This window comes from Amycolatopsis sp. NPDC114478, from assembly GCF_055633805.1.
In genome coordinates this window covers 492,229-511,955 of the sequence record NZ_JBVKDO010000003.1, presented here as the reverse complement: position 1 = coordinate 511,955, position 19,727 = coordinate 492,229, and the positions used below count along the sequence as shown (strand labels likewise).

Below are 19,727 nucleotides of genomic sequence, written 5' to 3'. Positions count from 1 at the left end.
CATGACCACGCAGGATCCCGAGGCTCCCGAAGGCGTCGACCTCGAGCGGCCGAACGCGGCCCGCATCTACGACTGGTTCCTCGGCGGGGACGCCAACTGGGCCATCGACCGGCAGTTCGGCGAGCAGGCGGTCAAGACGTTCCCGATGATCAAGACCGTGGCCCGGGTCGGCCGCGACTTCCTCGGCCGCGGCGTCCGGTACCTGGCCCGCAACGGCATCGACCAGTTCCTCGACCTCGGGTCCGGCGTGCCGACGGTCGGCAACGTCCACGAGGTCGCGGCCGAGGTGAACCCGAACGCGCGGTGCGTCTACGTCGACAACGAGCCGGTCGCGGTGGCCCACTCGCAGATCCTGCTGGAGCGCGAAGGCGTCGCGGACCGGCACGCGGTGCTGCAGGGCGACCTGCGCGACCCGGCCGACATCTGGAAGCGCGCGCTCGACACCGGCGTCCTCGACCCGAACCGCCCGATCGGCCTGATCATCGTCGGCGTCCTGTACTTCCTCGGCGAGGACGAGCCGGTGGCCCAGACCATCCAGAAGTACCTGTCGCTGCTGCCGTCCGGCTCGTACTTCCTGTCCTCGCACCTGACGAGCGACGGCCTCGAGAACATGGCCGACGCCGAGAGCCGCGAGTCGATCATGACGCAGTACAACAAGTCGAGCACGCCGCTGCACCTGCGCAGCCGCGCGGAGTTCACGACGTTCTTCGAGGGCTTGGAGCTCGTCGAGCCGGGCATCGTGTACCTGCCGGAGTGGCACCCGGAGGAGATGGAGTCCAAGGCCACGAAGAAGCTCGCGAACGACCCGGCGTTCGTCGGCCACATCTGCGGCCTCGGCCGCAAACCGTGACGGCTGCCTACGACGCGGTCGCGGTCCAGTACGCCGAGTTCGTCCGCGACGTCTGGAACGACGACCCGCTGGACCGCGCGGCGTGGACGGCGTTCGCGGACTACGTGCGCGGTCACGGCCCGGTCGCGGACGTCGGCTGCGGGCCGGGCCACCTGACGGCGCACCTGAGTTCCCTGGGGGTCGACGCGTTCGGCGTCGACGTGTCCCCGGCGATGGTTTCCCTGGCGCGCGCGGCTCATCCGTCGCTGCGGTTCGACGAGGGTTCGATGGCGGCTCTGGACGTGCTCGACGCGTCGCTGGCGGGGATCCTGTCGTGGTATTCGATGATCCACACGCCGCCGGCGGAGGTACCGCGGTACTTCGCCGAATTCACCCGGACGTTGGCGCCCGGCGGTCACGTTCTGTTGGGGTGCTTCGAGGCCGGAGACGGCCCGGTGGCGGAGTTCGACCACAAGGTGACGACGGCGTACGTGTGGCCGTTGGATGCGCTGGCTTCGATGGCGTCCGCGGCGGGGCTGGCCGAGGTGGGCCGGATGTACCGGGAGCACGTCGAGGGGGAGCGGCCGTACCGTCAGGGGCGGTTGTTCCTGCGGAAACCGTAGCCCCGCAACGGCAAGAGCCCCGGTCCCATCGGGAACCGGGGCTCTTCTGTGGTGGTACGGCAGTTCAGGCTCTCAAGCGCGCGACCCGATCCGGCCGCGCAGCAGCGGCGTCAGGTCGATCGCGGTCTCCAGCGGGCGCGTGGTCCGGATCCCGTCCGGGTAGCGCTGCAGCGGGACGTCCTGGTCCGTGGCCCAGGTCGTCGTCTTGCGCAGCGGTGCCTGGATCAGGCTGAAACCGAAGCGGTTCCGCAGCTCGTTCCCGATTCCCCGGCGGCCACGGTGCTCTTCTTCCTCGCGGCGGAAGAGCGAGTTCAGCCGGACGGCCATCGTCTACACCCCCAGCTCTCGTCGCGGCGACCGGGCGCGTTCGCCGCCGGTCAGTCCGAGACAGGGTTCGCACGGCATGCCGGCCCCGGGGGCCAGCCATTCCACGTCGGCGCGGGAAAGCGCTTCCCCGCACTTGGTTCGGACCAGCTCGGTCGTGCCGTGGGCCGCGTCCAGTCCGAAGACGTGGACCACCCGGCGGGCCTCACCTGCGGTTCCCCGGGCGAGCCTGCCCACGACGAGCACGCACGGTGGCGCGCTGTCCTCGACGATCACGCTGATCCTCCCCCATGAGGTCCTGCGGTGGTGGGTTTGTCGGTCGTCAGCCAGTGGCCCGCGTTCGGGGACCGCCCGCCGCATGCAGGCAGTCATTCACCGACGCCAGCGCCCCGGCCGATGCGATTAATCCTACTCCTGGAATAATCTTCATGTCGAGGCCAGACCTAGTTGATCACCCGCTTGGCCGTGCGGCGTACTCCATTGAGACACTGAGTAGCCGGACGCGGGTACTTTCGACCAGGTCGCGGCCGCGCCCCCCATCGATCCTCGGAGGTACGACCCATGGCGGATTATCCGTCGTTCGCGGATTACGATCCGAACACGGCCGTGTCCCTGTTCGAAGAGGCGGCCTGGGAAAAGTCGTTCGCCAGCGAGCCCAACGGCGGGAACTGCGTCGAGGTCAACCTCGGTCGCGAAGGTCTGATCGGTGTCCGCGACACCAAGCTCGCCACGAGCCCCGTGTTCGTGTTCGACTCCGCCGAGTGGGAAGCGTTCCTGGTCGCCGTGAAGGCCGGGCAGTTCGACCTGCCCGCCTGAGTCCTCCCCTGCGCGGGTGATCATGATCACCCGTCCGTGTGTAGAAATCGCGAAGGCCCCCTTCCCGTCACGGTGAAGGAGGCCTTCGCGACACCGCGGATACGCCTGAGTGCGCGATGTGAGCGGAATCTCACCCGGTTGCCGGAAGCTCACCCCCGCGCAGCCGCCCGCGAGTCCGGCGCCAGGCCACCACGACCAGCACGACGAGCCCGATCAACGGCAGTGTGCTGATCGCCCAGCTCAAGCCCATCGGCGGCCCCGGCTGTTCGAGCACCGGCAGCGCGCGCAGGTCGCCCGTGCCGGACCCCGCCGGGCCGTTGACCGTGAAGTGGAACGTCCATTCGCCCGGCCGCGGCATCGACCGGACGTCCAGGCCCCAGACGTCGCGCTTGCGCGGGTGCCGGACCAGTGGCTGCGTCCGGTTCTTGCCGCCCTCGGGGTTGATCATCGTGAGCGTGCCGGACTTGTCCTCGATCCCGCCGTCGGGGATGAACGTGAAGTCCAGTGACTGCATGGCCTTCACCGGCCAGGTGCTGAACCCGATCGTCAGCGCGTACGGCCCGGCCTGCACGTGCTCGGTGTGCACGATGTTGACCGGCTCGTAGGCGTTCGCCGGCGCCGCGGTCGCGAACAGCAGCCCGGCGACGGCCGCCAAGGCCAGGAGTGTCTTACGCATCAGCGGTTTCCCCCTTCTTCGCGGGCGCCAGCAGCCGGAGCATCCCGCCGAACCGCCACCCGGCGAACCCGCCGAGCAGCCCGAACAGGCCGCTGAACACGGCCGTCGTCGCCAGCCACCAGGACGGCGGCAGGTGCGCGCCGGTGTAGAGCAGGACGCGCTGGACCGGCAGGCTCAGCCCGAGCAGCGCCCCGGCGATCCCGCCGACGACCACGGACACCCGGCTCGCGCGCCACCCCCGGCGCCGGCCGGCGAGGTACCCCAGCTCCATCAGCGCGGCCACCGGCAGCAGCGCCAGCGGCGTCAGCGACGGCATCTCCGGCACCCCGGAAATCGCGTCACGCAGCGGCAAGTCGACCAGATCCGCGTACGCCTTCGCCGCCCACGGCGAGAACCACCAGAAGACGCCCTGCACGACCGCCACCAGCGCCGCGGTACCGACCGCGCCCCCGGGCCGTCCCAGGAAGCTCGCGCCGACCGCGACCAGCAGCACCGCCATCATCGAGCAGCCGATCGAGACGGCGTCGGCGTAGTCGTCCGGCACCTGCTGCAGCCCGAGCGAGAGCACCGGCCCGAAGGTGAGCAGTACGGTCAGCGAAGCCAGCGTGCCGATCCGCCCCCAGAGGTGCTCGCGCGCCGCGGCGAACACCGCGGTCGTGCCGATCAGCGACACCGTGATCGACAGCAGCAGCCCGATGTGCGGCGGCGAGTCGATGACCGCGTCGAAGCCGTAGAGGCCGTGCCACCACTGGTCCCACAGGCCGTACAGCAGGAACGTGGCCGCGCCGACGCCCGAAACCAGGTAGCCCAGCGGCGCCGCGAACGTCCGGCCGAACACGTTGACCACGCGCCCGCCGACCCGCGGGTCGACCGGCCGGCCCGCGCGCCGCGCCGCCGTCGTCAGCAGCACGACGGCGAGGCTCGCCAGGCCGACGACCGCGCTGCCCGCGTACAGGAACAAGTGCGGCAGCGTGAAGAACGTGTCCGGCCCGACGTCGCTGTGCCACTGGATGTCCCAGGTCAGCCCGACCAGCGACAAGAGCGAACCGCCGAGCACGACGTTCGCCGGCAGCAACCCCGTTCGCGCCTGTTTCGCCACCGACGTGGTGCGCACGCCGGATGCGGTGAGATCCATTCCCCCGAACCTTTCTACTTGACGAGCAACGGAAAAACGACTTGGGCGGGGCCGCCGGGGCCGGACAGCGACACGGTGATCTCCCACTGCCCGGACATCGGCAGCCCGACGCCGGTGGCCCGGAAGCGCCCCGGCCCGTCCGGTGCCGCGGGGACCGCCGGGAACGCGTGCCCCATCTGCGCCATGACCGGCGCGACCGTGACGCCTTCGGGCGCGGGCCCGGTGACGGCCATCGCGAACGTGTTGCCGCCGATGCGGGGCTCGTCCGCGGAGAACTGCACGGTGTACGGCCCGGAAACCGCTTGCTGCGTCGAGGCTTTCGCGCTGCCGCCCGGCCAGAGCAGCCAGGCGGCACCGGCCGCGACGAGCAGCGCGACCACCGCGATCAACAACGTCGGGCGCCTCATCGGCCGGCTCCTGTCGTCGGGACGTCCACCACGGCGGGGATCGTGAGCACGCGGTAGCCGCGTTCGGCCTGCAGCCAGATCCGGTACCGGCCGGGCGCGGCGAACGTGTAGGTGAAGCTGACGTCCGGGCCGTACGCGGCGACGGTTTCGTCCGGGCGGTCGAGCTGGCCCGCGACCGGCGGGATCATCGCGTGGACGTGCGCCCAGGTCGGTGCCTTCGCGGCGCTTTCCCCGACGGGTCCGGAGATCGGCCCGGCGATGATGAGGTGGCCGAGCATCCCCAGCCACGGCTGGAGGTCCTGGGTCTTGAAGTGCGCGGTGACGGTGGTCGGCGTGCCCGGGGTGACGGTGAGGTCGACCGGGGTGCCGTCGACGGTCCGCGGCCCGGCGCCGGGTGGTTCGGGCGCGGGCGCGGCGGTGCCGGCCAGGTCCACAGTGGACCGGACGAGCTGGACCCCGCCGCCGCGCCGGACCAGCTCCGCGGCGACCGCGTAGGTGCCGGCCTCCGGATCGGCGACCCGGACGCGGTAGTCGCCGGGGCCGACGCGCACCGGGTGCAGGTGGCTCATCCGCCCCGACGGCGACACCAGCACGAGGTGCACGAGCGCGTTGTCGTGGACCAGCAGGTCGTCGACCGGGCGGCCGGTGGCGCCGTCGGTGAAGCCCAGCTCCAGCCCGCCGATCTCCGCCCGCACCGCGAGGTTCACCGGCGGCCGTGAGTAGTCCACTGTGGACAACTGAGCGTTGGCGTACGGGTCGGTGACGTTGTCGAACGTCGGGTCGAGCTGGCTGCCGGGCGCGGGCGGCGGGGGAGTGCTCGCCGACAGCAGCGCGCCGGTGACCGCGACGGCGATCGCCGCGACCGCCCCACCCGCGGGGACCAGCGCGAACGCCGTCCGCCTCGCCTTGAGGCCGACGACCAACGCGAGCAGCAGGAACACGCCCGCGGCGACGAACCCGCCGTAGGTCGCCTTCTCCCACGGCGGAACCACCCGCGCGGGCACGATGAACGGGATCGTCGCGGCCGGCCCGGTCCCGTCGCTCAGCGACAGCTCCCACGGGCCCGGCTTGTCGACTTGGAGATTTCCCGCGTAGACACCCGGCTCGGCGCCGAGTACGACGTCGGTGCGGGCGCTCGTGACGCCGTCGGCCGCGACGGCCAGGTGCAGTGTGCCGGGCGGCGAGCCCTGGTGCGTCACGACGTCGACCCGCAGCGGCGACGGTGTGACGTCGACCCGGCGGATGATCACGGTCAGTTCGCGCGCGCCGAGGGTCTGCGCGACTTGGACGTCGGTGCCGGCCGGCGCGCCGTCGGCGTGCGCGGTCCCGCCGCCGGCCGCGATCCCCAGCACGGCCAGCAGCATCAGCAACGCGAATTTCGGTTTGGTCCCCATCGTGGGTCCGAACCTAGCGACGGCCGCGGGTGGCGGGCGTCACGGCGGGGAGGGAACTCCGGTCCCCAGCGCGGGGGACCGGAGCCCCCGGGAGTCTCAGGGGCCGAGGAATTTCCGCAGGTGGGCGACGACTTCGGCGGGCTGTTCCTCGGGCAGGAAGTGCCCGCACTCGGCGATCGCCTCACCGGTGACGTCGGTGCCGTACTCCTGCCAGATCTCGAGCGTCGGCAGGGTGCCGAGCAGGCCGTTCGCGCCCCAGAGCGCGAGAAGTGGCTGGGTGACGCGCTTTCCGGCTTCGAAGTCGGCGTCGTCGAGTTCGGCGTCGTCGGGGAAGGAGGCGCGGTAGTCGTCGAAGCCGGCCCGCAGGGCTCCGGGCTGGGAGAAGGCGCGGACGTACTCGGCTTGCGCGTCGGCGTCGAGCGCGTGGCGCTGGTAGGTCCAGCGTTCGAAGAAGTAGCCGAGGTAGGCGGCGATGTTCTGGCCGGCGAGGAGCTCCGGCAGGTCGGGCTGGAGGTGGAAGAGCCAGTGCCAGTAGGCCTTCGCGACGCCGGTGTCGAGGCGCTGCCACATGGCGCGGGTCGGGGCGATGTCGAGGACGGCGAGGCGCTCGACCTGGTCTGGGCGGTCGAGAGCCCAGCGGTGCGCGACGCGGCCGCCGCGGTCGTGCCCGACGACGGCGACTCGGTCGAAGCCGAGGTGCTCGGCGAGCGCGGCGACGTCGGCGGCCATCGTGCGCTTGTCGTAGCCGGACTTCGGCTTGTCGGTGCGGCCGTAGCCGCGCAGGTCGGGCGCGATGACGGTGTGCGTCTCGGCGAGCGGGGCCAGGACGCGGTGCCAGCAGTGCGAGGTCTGCGGCCAGCCGTGCAGGAGGAACAGCGGCGGCCCCTCGCCGGCTCGCCGGTAGTGCATCCGGAGTCCGTTGACCGTGGCCATGCCTTCTAACCGGTTCATAGGGTTAGACGGTAGCCGACGTTCTAACTGTCGGCAACGGTTAGAATGAGGGCATGGAGTGGGCTTTCGACGGCGGACGGCCGTGCCTCGACCTGGTCAACACGCTGCGCTCGCGGTACGCGGACGGCGTGGAGCTGCTGACGGGACCGGACGCGCTGGCGGAGTGGCTCTCGCTGGCGGGCTTCACGACGGGCCCGGTGCCGGTGACGGCCGGGAACGTGCTGGCGGCGAAGGCGCTGCGCGAGGCGATCGACCGGGTGCTGCTGCCGCCCGAGGTGCCGGACAAGATGGACATCGAGCTGGTGAACAACGCGGCGGCAGCGGCTCCGGCGCCCCGGCCGCGGCTGGCGCTGGTGGACGGCCGGCTGCGCCGCGAGGTCCCGGCCCCGAAGGACCCGGTGGCGACGGCGTTCGCGGCCTTGGCGGCGGACGCGATCGACTTGGCGACGAGTGACGCGGAAGTGCGGGTGTGCGCGGCGGACGACTGCGGGATCCGGTTCTGCGACGCGTCCCCGCGCCGCAACCGGCAGTGGTGCTCGATGTCCCGCTGCGGCAACCGCGCCAAGGCCCGCGCCCACTACGCGCGGCTCAGCGGTCGTGAGTGAGGAACAGTGTGCTAACCCTGTTCCTCACTCACGACCCCTGGCGCCGCTCCCGGGCCGTTGCCGCCCACCAGGCGCTGGTAAACCTTCGGGTGCGCGCGGAGCCAGACGTTCAGCTTGCCGATCCACCGCATGTGCGCCGTCCGCAGCCCCGCCGGGATCGGGGTCGCGACAACCCGCACCGCGAAAGCGAACCGCGCGAACCGCCGCTGGTCGCGGTCAGTCCACAGTAGACCCAATCGCTCCCGCAGGACCGGCGGCAAAGTCGCCCGGATCAAGAACATCTGCCCGCGAGCCTGCAGGTCCCGCACCGGCCGCCACCACGCGTCCCGCAGCCACGAAACCGGCTTCGGCACCGTCCGGATCGTCTCGAAGAGCTGCTCGATCGTCGGGTTCCCCGCGAAACCCGCCACCATCGAGTCGTAGTACCGCGTGAACCCCGCCCAGTCCGGCGGCAGGTCCTGCGCGCGCACGCCGAGCATCCGCCCGACGTCGCACATCTGCGCGTAGTACTCCTCAAGCTCCGAAGTGGACAGTGGCTGTCCGAAGAACCGTTGCGCGTCAACCGGAACCATCACCAGTGTCGCGTGCACCCACGCGTAGGCCGCAGGGTCCAAGGCGCTGTACCGCCGTCCATCCGAGACGCCCGTGAACGAACGGTGCAACGACCGCAGCCGGGCCGCCTCCACGCGCGCACCGGAAGCACCGCCGTACACGTAGATCGACAGCGACGCGCCCGTGCGCATCAGCCGCGTCCACGGGTCCGCCGTGTAGTCCGAATGGTCCCGCACCCCCGCCGCGACGACCGGGTGCGCCACCTGCAGCACCAGCACCTGACCCGCCAGCAACGCGTCGCGGAAGTCGCCGAAGTACTTCCACGCCGCCGTGCCGCGGACGATCGGCCGGGCCATCAAGCCCCGCGGATCAGCATCATCAGCGGCTCGGCCACCGGCGTGTCCGTTTCGCCCGTGGCCAGCCGCCGCAGCTGCAGCCCGGCGATCAGCGCGACCACCGGTCCGGCCAGCCGGCCGGGATCGGGAACGCCGAGCGCCGCCAGGATCGTCACGGCCAGCTCGTCGTACGCCGCGAAGCACCGCGAAGAAGCCTCGTGCAGTTCAGGATCGCGGGCGGACTGCAAGTACAGCTCGTGCGCGCCGAGCTCGTCGGCGCCGAACGGCAGCTGCGCGATCACGTGCTCGACCACCGACGCCGCCTGCTCTACGCTCAAGCCCTCCGAGCGGTAGCCGTCGACGATCGCGCCGAGCTTCGCTGTCTCCTGCTCGACGAACAACAGCATCGCTTCGCGCAGCAACGCCGTCTGGCTGGGGAAGTGGTAGGTCAACGTGCCGAGCGAAACCCCGGCGGCGGCGACGATCCGGCGGTTCGTCAGCCCGCCCACGCCGTGCTCGCCGACGACGGTCAGCGCGCCGCGCAGGATGGCGTCCCGGGTGCTTACCAGCTTGTCTCGGGATGCCGCTCCGGCCACCGTTCGACCTCTTCCAGTTGCGCGGCGAGCGAAACCAGCCGCTCCTCGGCGTGCGACGGGCCGAGCAGCTGGGCCCCGAGCGGCAGCCCGTCGGCCGTGAGCCCGGCCGGGACGTTGACCCCCGGCCAGCCCAGCACGTTCCACGGCCAAGCGTACGGGCAAGCGGCGATCATGGCCTGGTCGGTCTCCCAGCCGGACAGCCCGTCGAACGTGCCGATCGGCGGCGGCGGGGTCGCCGTGGTCGGGGTCAGCAGGACGTCGACGCGGCCGAACACCGAGCCGATCCGCCGGTGCAGGCCCGGCTCGAGCGCGCGGGCCAGGCGCAGCGCGGGCCCGGCCAGGAGCCGGCCGTGGCCGGCGTTGCTGCGCGTGCGCGGGTCGAGCCCGGCGCGGTCGGGCACCCGCAGCGTCCAGTCGCGGACGCCGGTGAGCGAGCGCGGCAGGAACGTCAGCCCGATCAGCCCGTAGTCCGGCTCGACCTCGACGATCTCGTGGCCCAGCCCGGCGAGTGACTCGGCGAGCCGCCGCACGTTCGCTTCGACGACCGGGTCGAGCCGGGTCTTGGTGGCGGTGAAGGGAATCCGCGTCGACAGCCCGATCCGCAGCCGGCCGGGCTCACGCGCGGCCGCGGTCCGGAACGTGCGGCCGGTCGCGGCGACGACGTCCAGCAGCAGGGCCGCGTCCTCGACGGTCCGGGCGAGCGGGCCGAGCACGGTCAGGCCGTGGAACAGCTCGCTTTCGGTCGGAATCCGGCCACGCTGGGTCTTGATGCCGACGAGCCCGGTCCACGCGGCCGGGATGCGCACCGAGCCGGCGCCGTCGGACCCGAGCGCGGCCGCGATGGCCCCCGACGCCACCGCGGCCGCGCTCCCGCCCGAAGAACCCCCGGGGGTGTGGCCGGGGTGCCACGGGTTGCGCGTCACGCCGAAGGCCGGGCCCTCGGTGAACGGCCACTGGCCCAGCTCGGGGGTGTTCGTCTTGCCGATGATGATCGCGCCGGCTTCGCGCAGCAGCGCGACGGCGGGCGCGTCGGTGGTCGCGCACGGGAACTCGCCGACGCACCCGAACGACGTGGGCAGGCCGGTGAGGTCGACGTCGTCCTTGATCGCGACGGGCACGCCCAGCAGGGGCTTCCGGTCGCCGGCGCGGAGCCGCTCGTCCGCCTCGGCCGCTTCGGCGAGCGCTGCGTCGTCACGCAGGTGCCGGAAGGCGTTGAGCGTCGGCTGGCTCGCGTGCGCGCGCCCGAGCGCGGTCGCCGTGAGCTCGGCCGAAGTGACTTCGCCCGCGGCGAGCCGCGCGGCCTGCGTGGTGAGGCTGGTGAAGTCCAAGCTCGTAGCGGTCATGGCGGCCCCCGAGGTCCTCGTTCGTTCGAACGAACGTTACCGGATACCGCTGGTCTTCGGCCACCCTTGCGGCAGACTGGGGCCCATGACCTTCGACTTCGCCGGCTTCCCCGACGTCGCACTCGCCGCGATCCCCCGCGTCGACCTGGGCGGCTGGCCGACGCCGCTGCACGAGGCGCCCCGGCTCGGCGAAGCGCTCGGCCTGCGGAACCTGCTGCTCAAGCGCGACGACGTCCACCCGCTCGGCGCCGGCGGCAACAAGCTCCGCAAGCTCGAATACCACCTCGGCGCGGCCAAGGAGGCCGGCGCCGACACCGTCATCACGTTCGGCGCGCTCCAGACCAACCACGGCCGCCAGACCGCCGCCGCGTGCGCGAAACTCGGCCTGCGCTGCGAACTCGTCCTCACCGCGAAGGTCCCGCGCGACGGCGACGCGTACGAACGCGGCGGCAACGTCCCGCTCGACAAGCTCTTCGGCGCGACCGTCCACGTCTGCGCGGACGGCGAGGAGACCGGCCGCACCTACGACCGGCTCGTCGCCGAAGCCACCGCGGAGGGCCGGAAGGTCTTCACCGTTCCGGTCGGCGGGTCCAACGATCTCGGCGCGCTCGGGTACGTCCGCGCGACCTACGAACTCGCGAAGCAGCTCGAAGAACGCGGCATCGAGCGCGCCCACCTCGTCGTTCCGCACGCCAGCGGCGGCACCGCGGCCGGAGTGACCCTGGCCGCCGGGCTCCTCGGTGGCCTCGGCGTCGGCATCGCCTGCGTCAGCCACCCGCTCGACGAGGCCACCGAGAACCTGCACGACCTCGTCGCGGGCGCGGCCAAGCTCCTCGGCGTCGAACCGCCGCCGTTCACGCACACGAAGATGAGCGACTCCACGCTCGGCCCCGGCTACGGCATCCCGACCGACGCCGTCTGGAACGCGCTACGGCTTTTCGGCCGCACCGAGGGCGTCGTGCTCGATCCCGTGTACACCGGGAAGGTGGCCGCCGCGCTGGTCGAATGGGCCGGCCACTTCGCCCCGGACGACCACGTGGTGTTCCTGCACACCGGCGGCATGCCCGGCCTGTACGGCTACGCGCCCGAATTCGCGGCGGCCGTCGAAGGCTGACTCGAGCCGGGTCGCGACCCGCAGCAACGTGAACAGCAGGACGACGTCGGCGAGCAGCAGCAGCCGCTGCATGACGCCGATCGGGAACGCGTCGGAGATCTCCCGGAACGGCCCGACCCCGGCCTCGCTCAGCCGCACGAACACGAAGCTGGCCGCGAACAGCCCGAACGCGCCCGCGCTCAGCCGGACCGCCGTCACGACGGCGTCGCGTTCGGGGCGGCCCCGCAGCGGTTCCAGCAGCGAGATCGCGGCGCCGGGCAGGCTGAGGAACGCGACCAGGCACGCGTAGAGGTGGATTTCGCCGCTCACCGGGTCGGGCGCCTCCGGGTAGCTCGCCGGGAACACCGCGGCCGCGGCCAGCCCGAGCGACCACAGCGCGAGCAGCAGCCGGGTCGTGCGCGACAGCGGCACCCCCGCCGCGTGCAGCGCGCCGAGCACCGCCAGCGAGCCGATGGCCAGCGACAACACGCTCGCGGCGAGCATGCCTTCGCCGCGGTCGGTGACGGTGTAGCTCGACAGCGTGTCGTACACCGGGTTGTGCGAGCTGATGATGTGCAGCACCACCGCCGTGAACAGCCCCCAGCCGATCGCGCCCAGCGCCACCAGCCGCCACGGTCTGGTGCGCTTCCCCTGTTCCGTCCCCATGCCCTCCAGGCTCTCGGAGATCGGGACGGCCGTGATCAGGGAAGACCCTGAATTCCCCCGGAGGCGAAGTCGATCAGCACCAGGGCTTGGTCGTCGTGGCGCTTCGGCCGCGGCCAGCGTTCGCCGTCCGGGTCCTGCTTTTCGGCGGTGCGGACGGCGTCCAGCACGGCGTCCGGCCCGTCGGCGCGGGTGATCGCGAGGACTTCGCGCCAGTCGAAGAGTTCGTACTGGTCGACGCCGATGGAGACACCGTCGCTGGCGAGCAGGACGGCGTCGACGTCTTCCCGTGGCCAGCTGCGGCGCACGGCGTGCGCGGCCGCGCCGGGGTCGGCTTCGGCGACCCAGAAGCCGTCGTGGGCATTGCGCCTCCGCCGGACGTCGGCGCCGGTCTGGAGCATCCCGCGCCGCCGCAGCCGCGCGAGCCGGTCGTCCGAGACGACGTCGACGCCGAAGCCGCCGAACCCGACCACCGGGCTGTCGGCGAGCACCAGCGCGTCGACGCGGTCGCCGAGCCACCGCACGGCGGCCACCGTGCTCGACGGCGACTGTTGTGGTCGCAGCTCGTTTTCCGCGGTCACGGCGGCGATCGCGCTGGTCAGGGTGTCCGTCAGGTCGGCTGCCGGGGCGGCGCGCAGGTCGGCGGCCAGGCGCCGGGCCAGGCGTTCGGCGTACCAGCCGCCCGGGGGTTGCGAGGGGTCGGCGGAGGTGGCGCCGTCGAGGACGAGCACGGCGTCGTCCAGCACGACGACGTGGTCCTCGGTGGGGCGCGGGTGGCCGTCGGCGCCCACCCCGGCCCGCTCGGCGAAGACGATCTCGGGCATCACCCGACTGTACGTCGAGCCCCGGCGACCTTCGCGCTGACGCGACTGTCAACTCTGGTTGACAAGGCCGGTATGTCAACGTAGGTTGACAGACATGACGGAAGCGACAGACCTGGCCGCCCGGGCCGGCGACCGCGATCCCCGCGTGGGACTGCGTGCGGTGGCCGCGCTCCGGCGGCTGGTGGAACAACTGGAGGCCGTGCAGGTCCGCAGTGCGCGGGTCGACGGCTGGTCGTGGCAGGAGATCGCCGCCGAGCTGGGGGTCAGCCGGCAGGCCGTGCACAAGAAGTACGGGAGGCACTGATGTTCGAGAGGTTCACGGACGACGCGCGGATGGCGGTCGTCGAAGCGCAGATCGTGGCGCGCGAGTCCGGCTCGGTCGAGATCCGGCCCGCGCACCTGCTGGCCGGGCTGGTCAAGACCGGCGCCCCCGTGCTGACCGAGCTGGGGATCCCGGCCGACGAGATCGCGGCCGAACTGGCCCGCACCCGCCGCCGCGGTGGGGTCAGCGACGCCGACGCCGAGGCGCTCACCGAGTTCGGCATCGACGTCGAGCAGATCGTGCAGAGCGTCGAGCGGACCCACGGCGAGGGCGCGCTCGCCGGCCGGCTCGGGCCGGCCAAGCGCGGGCACATCCCGTTCACCGCCCAGTCGAAGAAGACGCTGGAGCTGAGCCTCAAGGAGGCCGTCCGGCTGGGGGACAAGCACCTCGGGCAGGAGCACATCCTGCTGGCGCTGGCCCAGCAGCGCGACACCGACGACGTCCTCGCCCGGCGCGGCGCCGACTACCCGACGCTGCGCCGGGCCGTCCAGCAGCGCAAAGCCGGCTAGGCGGCCCGCTCGCGCCAGGTGGTCAGCGGCAGCAGCGCCTGGGTGAGCGGGCCGATGGCGAGGGCGTAGAGCACGGTGCCGATCCCGACGGTCCCGCCGAGCAGGAAGCCGGCGGCGACCACGGTGACCTCGATGCCGGTGCGCACCAGCCGGACCGACCAGCCGGTGCGCCCGGCGAGCCCGGTCATCAGGCCGTCACGGGGGCCCGGGCCCAGCCGGGCGCCGACGTAGGTGGCGGTCGCGACGCCGTTGAGCGCGACCCCGCCGACCAGCAGCGCGATCTGCCACGCCAGGTCGTGCTGGTCCGGGAGGAACGCCCGGACGACGTCGACCATCACCGAGATGACCACGACGTTCGCGATGGTGCCGATGCCGGGCCGCTGGCGCAGCGGGATCCACAGCAGGAGCACGACCACCGAGATCAGGCCGGTGACCGTGCCGAACGACAGGCCGGTGTGCTTCAGGACGCCCTCGGCGAGCACGCTCCACGGCTCGAGGCCGAGGCCGGCGCGGGTGACGAGGGCGACGCTGGCGCCGTAGAGGGCGAGGCCGCCGAGCAACTGGGTGCTGCGGCGGACGGGGTCGCGGGAGATCCGGACGGGCCGGAGGTCGATCTGAGCCACACCAGCACTATCCGTCAGAAGTGGCCTTGTAAACCATAGCCAATTCCAGGATATTGGCCTTATGGAAGCCGCAGTCCCACTGGGTGGACGCATCTCCGGACCACGATTGGCCGTCATGCTGGGCTCGTGGCGGCAGGGTTCCCGGCAAGGCGCGGCCGACCTGGCCGCGGCCATCGAACTGCAGGTGCTGGACGGTCAGCTCCCGCTCGGCACCCGGCTGCCCGCCGAGCGCGAGCTGGCCGACGCGCTCGGCGTCAGCCGGACGCTCATCGGTGCGGCCCTGGACCGGTTGCGGGAGAGCGGGTTCGTGGCGAGCCGTCGCGGCGCGGGCTCGTGGATCGCCGCGCCCGGAAGGCGTCGCCGCGGCCCGCTCGCCCCCGCGGCCGCCGGCTCGATCGACTTCACCCACGCGTCCTCGCCGGCCATCCCGGGCACGGCCGCGGCGGTCGACGCGGCCCGCGTCCGGCTCGCCGACCACCTCGGCGACCACGGCTACCAGGAACGCGGCCTGCTCGGCCTGCGCGAGAAGATCGCGCGGCGCTACACCGAGCGCGGGCTGCCGACGACGCCCGCGCAGGTCATGGTCACCAACGGCGCGCACCACGCGTTCGTCCTGGTCCTGCGGATGCTCGCCGGCCCCGGCGACCGCGTACTGGTCGAGCAGCCGACGTACCCGAACGCCCTCGAGGCGATCCGGGCCGCGCACGCGATCCCGGTGCCGGTGGCGCTCGACCCGAGCGGGGAGCGCGGCTGGGACATCGCGGGCGTCGACGCGGCGCTGCGCCAGGCGTCCCCGCGGTTCGCCTACCTCGTCGTCGACTTCCAGAACCCGACCGGCCTGCGCCTGGACGCCGAAGGCCGCGCCCGGCTCGGCACCGTGCTGGCCCGCGCCCGGACGCCCGTCGTGGTGGACGAGACGCTCGTCGAGCTGGACCTGGAAGGCGACCCGCTGGCCGGGCCGCCGCCGCTGGCCGCGTTCGCCGGCGACCTGGCGATCTGCGTCGGCTCGGCGTCGAAGACGCACTGGGGCGGGCTGCGGCTCGGCTGGATCCGGGCGTCCGAGGACCTGCTCGGCCGGCTTGTTTCGGCGCGCTATGCGGTCGACCTGGGCTCACCGGTGTTCGAGCAGATCGTCCTCGGCGAGCTGCTGGACGACGACGCCGCGCTGGGCCACCGTCGCGAGGAGCTGCGCGGCTACCGCGACGCGCTGGCCGGCGCCGTGCACCGGTACCTGCCGGACTGGACGTTCACGCTGCCGAAGGGCGGGCTGTCGCTGTGGTGCCGGATGCCGGAGCCGGCGAGCTCGCGGCTGGCGGTGGCGGCGGCGAGCCACGGCGTTCAGGTGGCGCCGGGCTCGCGGTTCGGCGTCCACGGCGGGTTGGAGCGCTGGATCCGGCTGCCGTTCTCGCTGCCGCCGGACCGGATCGAGGAGGCGGTCCGCCGGTTGAGCGCGGCGGAGGCGTCGGTCCGCGGCACGCCGGCCTCGCTGGACGCGCCCATCGCATAGAACGAACCGGTGCGCTGGATGCGAGCCTGCTCCCAGGGATGGGCGGCGTTCATGTGCATCCAGCGCACCGGTTCGTTGTTCCACACTCCCGCTTCCGGGCGTGACCCCGTCCGTGGGTGCCGCGGCTTCCCGGCACAGCCCCTCGACGTGCCGGGAAGCCGGCGGCTCAGGCGTGCTCTCCGATAGCTGAGTCGTCGCTCGGCGCGGTGAGCGAGGACTCCCGGAGCACGCCCGGTGTGGGTCCCGGCGTCGCGGGGGCAGCGCGACGCCGGGACCGGGATCCGACCCGGCCGGGCGCGGTCGGCCGGTCGGAAAGACTGTGGTTTCGCATGGGTTTCAGCCCCTGGGGTACGTCGGACGCGCTTAGGCGTCACGAGACGTGAAAGAGTCACGGATTTCGTACTGGAGCAGGGGAAACGTCACGCTATTACGGCGTGCGCGTACGTCCAGTTGATCTTGTTTTGGACGCAGTTCTCCCCGGCTGCCCGGTTCGGGGTCAGTCGGGGGAGGTGGTGGGCAGGGCGGCTTCCCTGCCCGCGCCGTCGACGTCGTGGTCGCGGCTGGCGCCGATGAGCTTCAGCTGGGTGGTGGTGGCTTCGTCGGTGTGGACGGCGAACGGGTGGCGGACGCCGCCCGGGCCGTCGTGACCGGGGGCCGCGGTCGGTGCCGGCGCGCTCGGGGCGGTGGTGCCGCCGGGCAGCCCCGGGGTGCTGTCGCCGCCGCCGTTGCGGACGTGAACCCCGGAGTCGCGGGGCTGCTCCTGCTTGGCGGGCAGCGTGTTCTGCTGCTCGATGAGGTGCACGACCGCGACCCGGGAGGTCGGCGAGGCCGTGGTGGCCGCGGCTTCGGCGGGCACGGTCTCGACGACGACGGCGGCGGCGGTCGCCGGCGGGGTGCCGGCGGTGTCGCTCACGACGCCGGGCACGGTGACCGTGACGCCGCCGGAGTTCGAGCTGCCGCCGAGGATCGGGTTCAGGACGTCGTCGAGGGGGAGCAGGACGGGGGCGTCCGGGTGGTTCGCGGGCGGCTGGGTGAGCGGCGCGAGGACGGTGTGGGACAGCGTGTTCGTGAGGGTGCCGACGGTGTTCAGCGTGCCGGTGACGGTGGTGGTGACCGTGTTCAGGGTGCCGCCCACCAGGTTCACGACGCCGCCGACGAGCCCGCCGAGCAGGCCGCTGTCGGATCCGGAGGACGTGGTCGTGGTGGCCTTCGTGACGGGTTCGGTCACCGACTGGACGGTGCCGATGAGGCCGTTGAGCAGGCCGCCACTGGACGAGGTCGCCTTCGTGGCCGGTTCCGTCGCCGGCTTTTCGGCCGGCTGGGTGTCCTTCGTGGACACTGTCTGGGCGGTGTCTGTCTGGGTGGTGTCGGCCGCGGTCGCGTCGGTCTTCGCCGCGTCGGCCGGCTGCTGGGCGCAGGGGGCGGCGGTTTCGCGGTGGCTCTTGCGGTGGTGGCCGTGCAGCAGGCCACCGTGCTCCACAGTGGACGCGGCGACGTGCGGGCAGTCGAGGGTTTCGGCGGCGGCCGCGGTGCTGCCGGAGAGCGCGCCGGTGAGCAGCCAGCCGGCGAGGGTCAAACCCCCGGCGACGAGGATCTTGGCGGCGGGCCGCTGCAGCGCGGCGGCCCAAGGCCGTGGCGCCCGCCCGCGCGCGCGCGCCTTCCGGGTGGGCCGGTTGTGCTGACCTGCGAAAAGAGCGACTTCGCGGTGCGCCTCGCTCACGGCGAGCGGGCTGGCCTCGTGCAGCTCACCCGTGGAGCGCGAACCGCCGGCCCATCGGCGCAACCCATCGGTGAGGAGCGGACCGGCCTGGCCCACTTCACCCGCTGTGAGCGCAGGCTGCGCGGGAGCGCTGCGGCGTGCGTTCGCCGTGCTGCTCACCGCCACCACCACCGTCCGCGCCTGTGGCTCCAACGCTTCGCGCTCGAGTCCGTTCTTGCTGGGGTCTTTCTCCGGCCAGGTCGCAGTTCCCCCGGGGCTGCACTCTTTCTAGCACCGCTCGGGAGTCTTTCATCTCTCCCGCGTTCTATCCAGCCCGTAAGGCGGAACGGCCCGACCGGGCAAGGTATCTGCGGCCGACGAGTTGATCACTCTCAGTGCCGTTCGGGGGTTTCTCTGCGGCCATTCGGACGAGTACTGCAACTTGCACATTCGGGCGTTGACCTGATGTTTCGGGAAACCCGGTCGCGAGCGGTGTCGACTCGATCGCGTTCAGTGCTCATGAAACAGTTTTTGGCCGGTTGCTCGAAACCGGTCCGCCGAGTGGGACGGGGCCCACCCGTTCCGCGTGCGGTCGGTGACCAACCGACCGTCGAGCTGTGCGCCCACGGCTCCGGAGCGTGACGGCCGCTCGCGACGCCCGCCCCCGCGAGACCGGTTCGGCGACGCCGAAGGGTGCCACCGAGCCGGTTCGCGGACGTCAGACCAGTTTGCGCAACCGGGTGACGCCCTCGTCGATGACGTCGTTGCGTTTGCAGAACGCGAAACGCAGCAGGTGTTTCCACTCGTCCGGGTGATCGGTGAACACCTTCACGGGCACCGCGGCGACCCCGACGCGGCCGGGCAGCTCCCACGCCAGGTCGGCGGCGTCGGTGAAGCCGAGCGGCCGCACGTCGACGCAGACGAAGTACGTCCCCGCCGTCGGCCGCACCGTGAACCCGGCGTCGGCGAGCCCCGCCGACAGCCGGTCGCGCTTCTCCTGCAACGACGCGCGCAGGCCGTCGACCCAAGGCAGCTCGTGGTCGAGCGCGTGCGCGACGGCCGGTTGCAGCGGCCCGCCGGACACGAACGTGATGAACTGCTTCGCCGCCTTCACCGCCGCGACCAGCTCCGGCGTCGAGCAGACCCAGCCGATCTTCCAGCCGGTGCAGTTGAACGTCTTCCCGGCGCTGGAGATGCTCACCGTCCGCGGCCGCATCCCGGGCAGCGTGACCAGCGGGATGTGCTCCGCGTCATCGAACACCAGGTGCTCGTAGACCTCGTCGCAGATCGCGATCAGGTCGTGGTCGACGCACAGCGTCGCCAGCGCCTCCAGCTCGGCGCGGGTGAACACGGTGCCGGTCGGGTTGTGCGGCGAGTTGACCAGGATCGCCCTGGTCCGCGGCGTGACGGCGGCGCGCAGGCCCTCGACGTCGAGGCCGAACCGGCCGTCCGGGCCCTCGACGAGCCCGACGACCCGCCGCTCGGCGCCCGCCATCGCGACCGCCGCGGCGTAGGAGTCGTAGTACGGCTCGATGACGATGACCTCGTCACCGGGTTCGGTCAGCGCGATCAGCGTCGCGGTGATGGCCTCGGTAGCCCCTGCGGTGACCAGGATCTCGGTGTCCGGGTCGTACTCGGTGCCGTAGCGCAGCCGGTGCCGCGCGATCGCGGCGCGCAGCTCGGGCCGTCCGGGTCCCGGTGGGTACTGGTTGGCCCCGCCGAACAGCGCGTTCTTGGCCGCTTCGAGCATGCCGGCCGGGCCGTCGGTGTCCGGGAAGCCCTGGCCGAGGTTGACGGCGTCGTGCTTGACGGCCAGCGCGGTCATCTCGGCGAAGATGGTCGAGGTGAACGGCCGGAGGCGGGGGACGAGAGCAGATTCGCGCACGATCAGCCATCCTCAC

22 protein-coding genes and 1 pseudogene are annotated in these 19,727 nt (G+C 72.4%); 8 read left to right on the top strand and 15 right to left on the bottom strand.

The features are described from left to right. Window position 1: 1 nt before the first annotated feature. Together ACZ7OH_RS11430 and ACZ7OH_RS11425 are read left to right on the top strand one after the other, a co-directional pair. A complete protein-coding gene (locus ACZ7OH_RS11430) occupies window positions 2-850 on the top strand; it encodes an SAM-dependent methyltransferase (protein ID WP_470280705.1) in 849 nt (282 codons plus the stop codon). Next, window positions 847-1,452, top strand: coding sequence for a class I SAM-dependent methyltransferase (locus ACZ7OH_RS11425; RefSeq protein ID WP_470280704.1), 606 nt, complete (start codon window positions 847-849; stop codon window positions 1,450-1,452). Before ACZ7OH_RS11430 ends, ACZ7OH_RS11425 begins: the two co-directional genes overlap by 4 nt. A gap of 72 nt (window positions 1,453-1,524) precedes the next feature. Here the strand turns inward: ACZ7OH_RS11425 and ACZ7OH_RS11420 are convergent, their stop codons facing one another. After that, on the bottom strand, window positions 1,525-1,779 hold the full coding sequence (locus ACZ7OH_RS11420) for a hypothetical protein (protein ID WP_470280703.1): 255 nt from the start codon (window positions 1,777-1,779) through the stop codon (window positions 1,525-1,527). A gap of 3 nt (window positions 1,780-1,782) precedes the next feature. Continuing rightward, window positions 1,783-2,052 carry a hypothetical protein gene (locus ACZ7OH_RS11415; RefSeq protein WP_470280702.1) on the bottom strand — a complete coding sequence of 90 codons (270 nt, stop codon included), beginning with the start codon at window positions 2,050-2,052 and terminating at the stop codon, window positions 1,783-1,785. A 285-nt stretch (window positions 2,053-2,337) separates the two neighbouring features. Here ACZ7OH_RS11415 and ACZ7OH_RS11410 point away from each other — a divergent pair, with 285 nt between their 5' ends. Next, entirely contained in the window at window positions 2,338-2,592 is a 255-nt protein-coding gene (locus tag ACZ7OH_RS11410; RefSeq protein ID WP_400901152.1) for a DUF397 domain-containing protein, read from the top strand. Window positions 2,593-2,722: 130 nt separating this feature from the next. Here ACZ7OH_RS11410 and ACZ7OH_RS11405 read toward each other — a convergent pair whose 3' ends face one another. From ACZ7OH_RS11405 to ACZ7OH_RS11385, 5 genes are all read right to left on the bottom strand, one after another. Further along, complete coding sequence (locus ACZ7OH_RS11405; RefSeq protein WP_400901150.1) at window positions 2,723-3,268, bottom strand: hypothetical protein; 546 nt, start codon at window positions 3,266-3,268, stop codon at window positions 2,723-2,725. Continuing rightward, the gene (locus ACZ7OH_RS11400; protein ID WP_470280701.1) at window positions 3,261-4,403 is read right to left on the bottom strand and encodes a hypothetical protein; all 1,143 of its coding nucleotides are present in this window, start codon (window positions 4,401-4,403) and stop codon (window positions 3,261-3,263) included. The genes ACZ7OH_RS11405 and ACZ7OH_RS11400 overlap by 8 nt, the downstream gene beginning before the upstream one ends. A gap of 14 nt (window positions 4,404-4,417) precedes the next feature. Continuing rightward, window positions 4,418-4,810 (bottom strand): FixH family protein, encoded by a 393-nt coding sequence (locus tag ACZ7OH_RS11395; protein WP_470280700.1) that lies wholly within the window; start codon window positions 4,808-4,810, stop codon window positions 4,418-4,420. After that, window positions 4,807-6,204, bottom strand: coding sequence for a hypothetical protein (locus tag ACZ7OH_RS11390; protein WP_470280699.1), 1,398 nt, complete (start codon window positions 6,202-6,204; stop codon window positions 4,807-4,809). Before ACZ7OH_RS11390 ends, ACZ7OH_RS11395 begins: the two co-directional genes overlap by 4 nt. Window positions 6,205-6,300: 96 nt before the next feature. Then, entirely contained in the window at window positions 6,301-7,155 is an 855-nt protein-coding gene (locus tag ACZ7OH_RS11385) for an alpha/beta fold hydrolase (protein WP_470280698.1), read from the bottom strand. Window positions 7,156-7,208: 53 nt separating this feature from the next. Between ACZ7OH_RS11385 and ACZ7OH_RS11380 the strand changes: the two genes are divergently transcribed. Then, entirely contained in the window at window positions 7,209-7,760 is a 552-nt protein-coding gene (locus ACZ7OH_RS11380; protein ID WP_470280697.1) for a CGNR zinc finger domain-containing protein, read from the top strand. Between the two features lie 11 nt (window positions 7,761-7,771). Here ACZ7OH_RS11380 and ACZ7OH_RS11375 read toward each other — a convergent pair whose 3' ends face one another. From ACZ7OH_RS11375 to ACZ7OH_RS11365, 3 genes are read right to left on the bottom strand one after another with little or no spacing between them, the layout of a single operon-like run. After that, entirely contained in the window at window positions 7,772-8,668 is an 897-nt protein-coding gene (locus ACZ7OH_RS11375; protein WP_470280696.1) for an oxygenase MpaB family protein, read from the bottom strand. Next, complete coding sequence (locus ACZ7OH_RS11370) at window positions 8,668-9,243, bottom strand: TetR/AcrR family transcriptional regulator (protein ID WP_400901136.1); 576 nt, start codon at window positions 9,241-9,243, stop codon at window positions 8,668-8,670. The genes ACZ7OH_RS11375 and ACZ7OH_RS11370 overlap by 1 nt, the downstream gene beginning before the upstream one ends. Next, a complete protein-coding gene (locus ACZ7OH_RS11365; protein ID WP_470280695.1) occupies window positions 9,210-10,586 on the bottom strand; it encodes an amidase in 1,377 nt (458 codons plus the stop codon). Before ACZ7OH_RS11365 ends, ACZ7OH_RS11370 begins: the two co-directional genes overlap by 34 nt. 85 nt (window positions 10,587-10,671) lie before the next feature. Between ACZ7OH_RS11365 and ACZ7OH_RS11360 the strand changes: the two genes are divergently transcribed. Beyond that, complete coding sequence (locus ACZ7OH_RS11360) at window positions 10,672-11,700, top strand: D-cysteine desulfhydrase family protein (protein WP_470280694.1); 1,029 nt, start codon at window positions 10,672-10,674, stop codon at window positions 11,698-11,700. Between the two features lie 81 nt (window positions 11,701-11,781). Here the strand turns inward: ACZ7OH_RS11360 and ACZ7OH_RS11355 are convergent. Beyond that, window positions 11,782-12,345: pseudogene (locus ACZ7OH_RS11355) on the bottom strand (DUF998 domain-containing protein); the annotation flags it as partial. A gap of 35 nt (window positions 12,346-12,380) precedes the next feature. Continuing rightward, on the bottom strand, window positions 12,381-13,166 hold the full coding sequence (locus ACZ7OH_RS11350) for a protein phosphatase 2C domain-containing protein (RefSeq protein WP_470280693.1): 786 nt from the start codon (window positions 13,164-13,166) through the stop codon (window positions 12,381-12,383). Between the two features lie 94 nt (window positions 13,167-13,260). Here ACZ7OH_RS11350 and ACZ7OH_RS11345 point away from each other — a divergent pair, with 94 nt between their 5' ends. Together ACZ7OH_RS11345 and ACZ7OH_RS11340 are read left to right on the top strand one after the other, a co-directional pair. Further along, window positions 13,261-13,470: a sigma factor-like helix-turn-helix DNA-binding protein gene (locus ACZ7OH_RS11345; protein ID WP_329052797.1), complete on the top strand. Its 210-nt coding sequence runs from the start codon at window positions 13,261-13,263 to the stop codon at window positions 13,468-13,470. Next, window positions 13,470-13,997: a Clp protease N-terminal domain-containing protein gene (locus ACZ7OH_RS11340; protein WP_470280692.1), complete on the top strand. Its 528-nt coding sequence runs from the start codon at window positions 13,470-13,472 to the stop codon at window positions 13,995-13,997. The genes ACZ7OH_RS11345 and ACZ7OH_RS11340 overlap by 1 nt, the downstream gene beginning before the upstream one ends. Here the strand turns inward: ACZ7OH_RS11340 and yczE are convergent. Then, window positions 13,994-14,620 carry a membrane protein YczE gene (yczE, locus tag ACZ7OH_RS11335; protein WP_470280691.1) on the bottom strand — a complete coding sequence of 209 codons (627 nt, stop codon included), beginning with the start codon at window positions 14,618-14,620 and terminating at the stop codon, window positions 13,994-13,996. The genes ACZ7OH_RS11340 and yczE overlap by 4 nt on opposite strands. Window positions 14,621-14,681: 61 nt before the next feature. Here yczE and yczR point away from each other — a divergent pair, with 61 nt between their 5' ends. Next, window positions 14,682-16,127: a MocR-like transcription factor YczR gene (yczR, locus tag ACZ7OH_RS11330; protein ID WP_470280690.1), complete on the top strand. Its 1,446-nt coding sequence runs from the start codon at window positions 14,682-14,684 to the stop codon at window positions 16,125-16,127. A gap of 496 nt (window positions 16,128-16,623) precedes the next feature. Here yczR and ACZ7OH_RS11325 read toward each other — a convergent pair whose 3' ends face one another. Beyond that, on the bottom strand, window positions 16,624-18,006 hold the full coding sequence (locus tag ACZ7OH_RS11325; protein WP_470280689.1) for a hypothetical protein: 1,383 nt from the start codon (window positions 18,004-18,006) through the stop codon (window positions 16,624-16,626). 538 nt (window positions 18,007-18,544) lie between these two features. Continuing rightward, a complete protein-coding gene (locus ACZ7OH_RS11320; RefSeq protein ID WP_470280688.1) occupies window positions 18,545-19,711 on the bottom strand; it encodes a pyridoxal phosphate-dependent aminotransferase in 1,167 nt (388 codons plus the stop codon). Window positions 19,712-19,727 lie beyond the last annotated feature (16 nt).

Bases quoted from the DNA above. Each gene is read 5' to 3' on its own strand.
- ACZ7OH_RS11430 (WP_470280705.1), top strand. From the start codon at position 2: ATGACCACGCAGGATCCCGAGGCTCCCGAAGGCGTCGACCTCGAGCGG.
- ACZ7OH_RS11420 (WP_470280703.1), bottom strand. From the start codon at position 1,779: ATGGCCGTCCGGCTGAACTCGCTCTTCCGCCGCGAGGAAGAAGAGCAC.
- ACZ7OH_RS11410 (WP_400901152.1), top strand. From the start codon at position 2,338: ATGGCGGATTATCCGTCGTTCGCGGATTACGATCCGAACACGGCCGTG.
- ACZ7OH_RS11405 (WP_400901150.1), bottom strand. From the start codon at position 3,268: ATGCGTAAGACACTCCTGGCCTTGGCGGCCGTCGCCGGGCTGCTGTTC.
- ACZ7OH_RS11400 (WP_470280701.1), bottom strand. From the start codon at position 4,403: ATGGATCTCACCGCATCCGGCGTGCGCACCACGTCGGTGGCGAAACAG.
- ACZ7OH_RS11395 (WP_470280700.1), bottom strand. From the start codon at position 4,810: ATGAGGCGCCCGACGTTGTTGATCGCGGTGGTCGCGCTGCTCGTCGCG.
- ACZ7OH_RS11390 (WP_470280699.1), bottom strand. From the start codon at position 6,204: ATGGGGACCAAACCGAAATTCGCGTTGCTGATGCTGCTGGCCGTGCTG.
- ACZ7OH_RS11385 (WP_470280698.1), bottom strand. From the start codon at position 7,155: ATGAACCGGTTAGAAGGCATGGCCACGGTCAACGGACTCCGGATGCAC.
- ACZ7OH_RS11380 (WP_470280697.1), top strand. From the start codon at position 7,209: ATGGAGTGGGCTTTCGACGGCGGACGGCCGTGCCTCGACCTGGTCAAC.
- ACZ7OH_RS11375 (WP_470280696.1), bottom strand. From the start codon at position 8,668: ATGGCCCGGCCGATCGTCCGCGGCACGGCGGCGTGGAAGTACTTCGGC.
- ACZ7OH_RS11365 (WP_470280695.1), bottom strand. From the start codon at position 10,586: ATGACCGCTACGAGCTTGGACTTCACCAGCCTCACCACGCAGGCCGCG.
- ACZ7OH_RS11360 (WP_470280694.1), top strand. From the start codon at position 10,672: ATGACCTTCGACTTCGCCGGCTTCCCCGACGTCGCACTCGCCGCGATC.
- ACZ7OH_RS11350 (WP_470280693.1), bottom strand. From the start codon at position 13,166: ATGCCCGAGATCGTCTTCGCCGAGCGGGCCGGGGTGGGCGCCGACGGC.
- ACZ7OH_RS11345 (WP_329052797.1), top strand. From the start codon at position 13,261: ATGACGGAAGCGACAGACCTGGCCGCCCGGGCCGGCGACCGCGATCCC.
- ACZ7OH_RS11340 (WP_470280692.1), top strand. From the start codon at position 13,470: ATGTTCGAGAGGTTCACGGACGACGCGCGGATGGCGGTCGTCGAAGCG.
- yczR (WP_470280690.1), top strand. From the start codon at position 14,682: ATGGAAGCCGCAGTCCCACTGGGTGGACGCATCTCCGGACCACGATTG.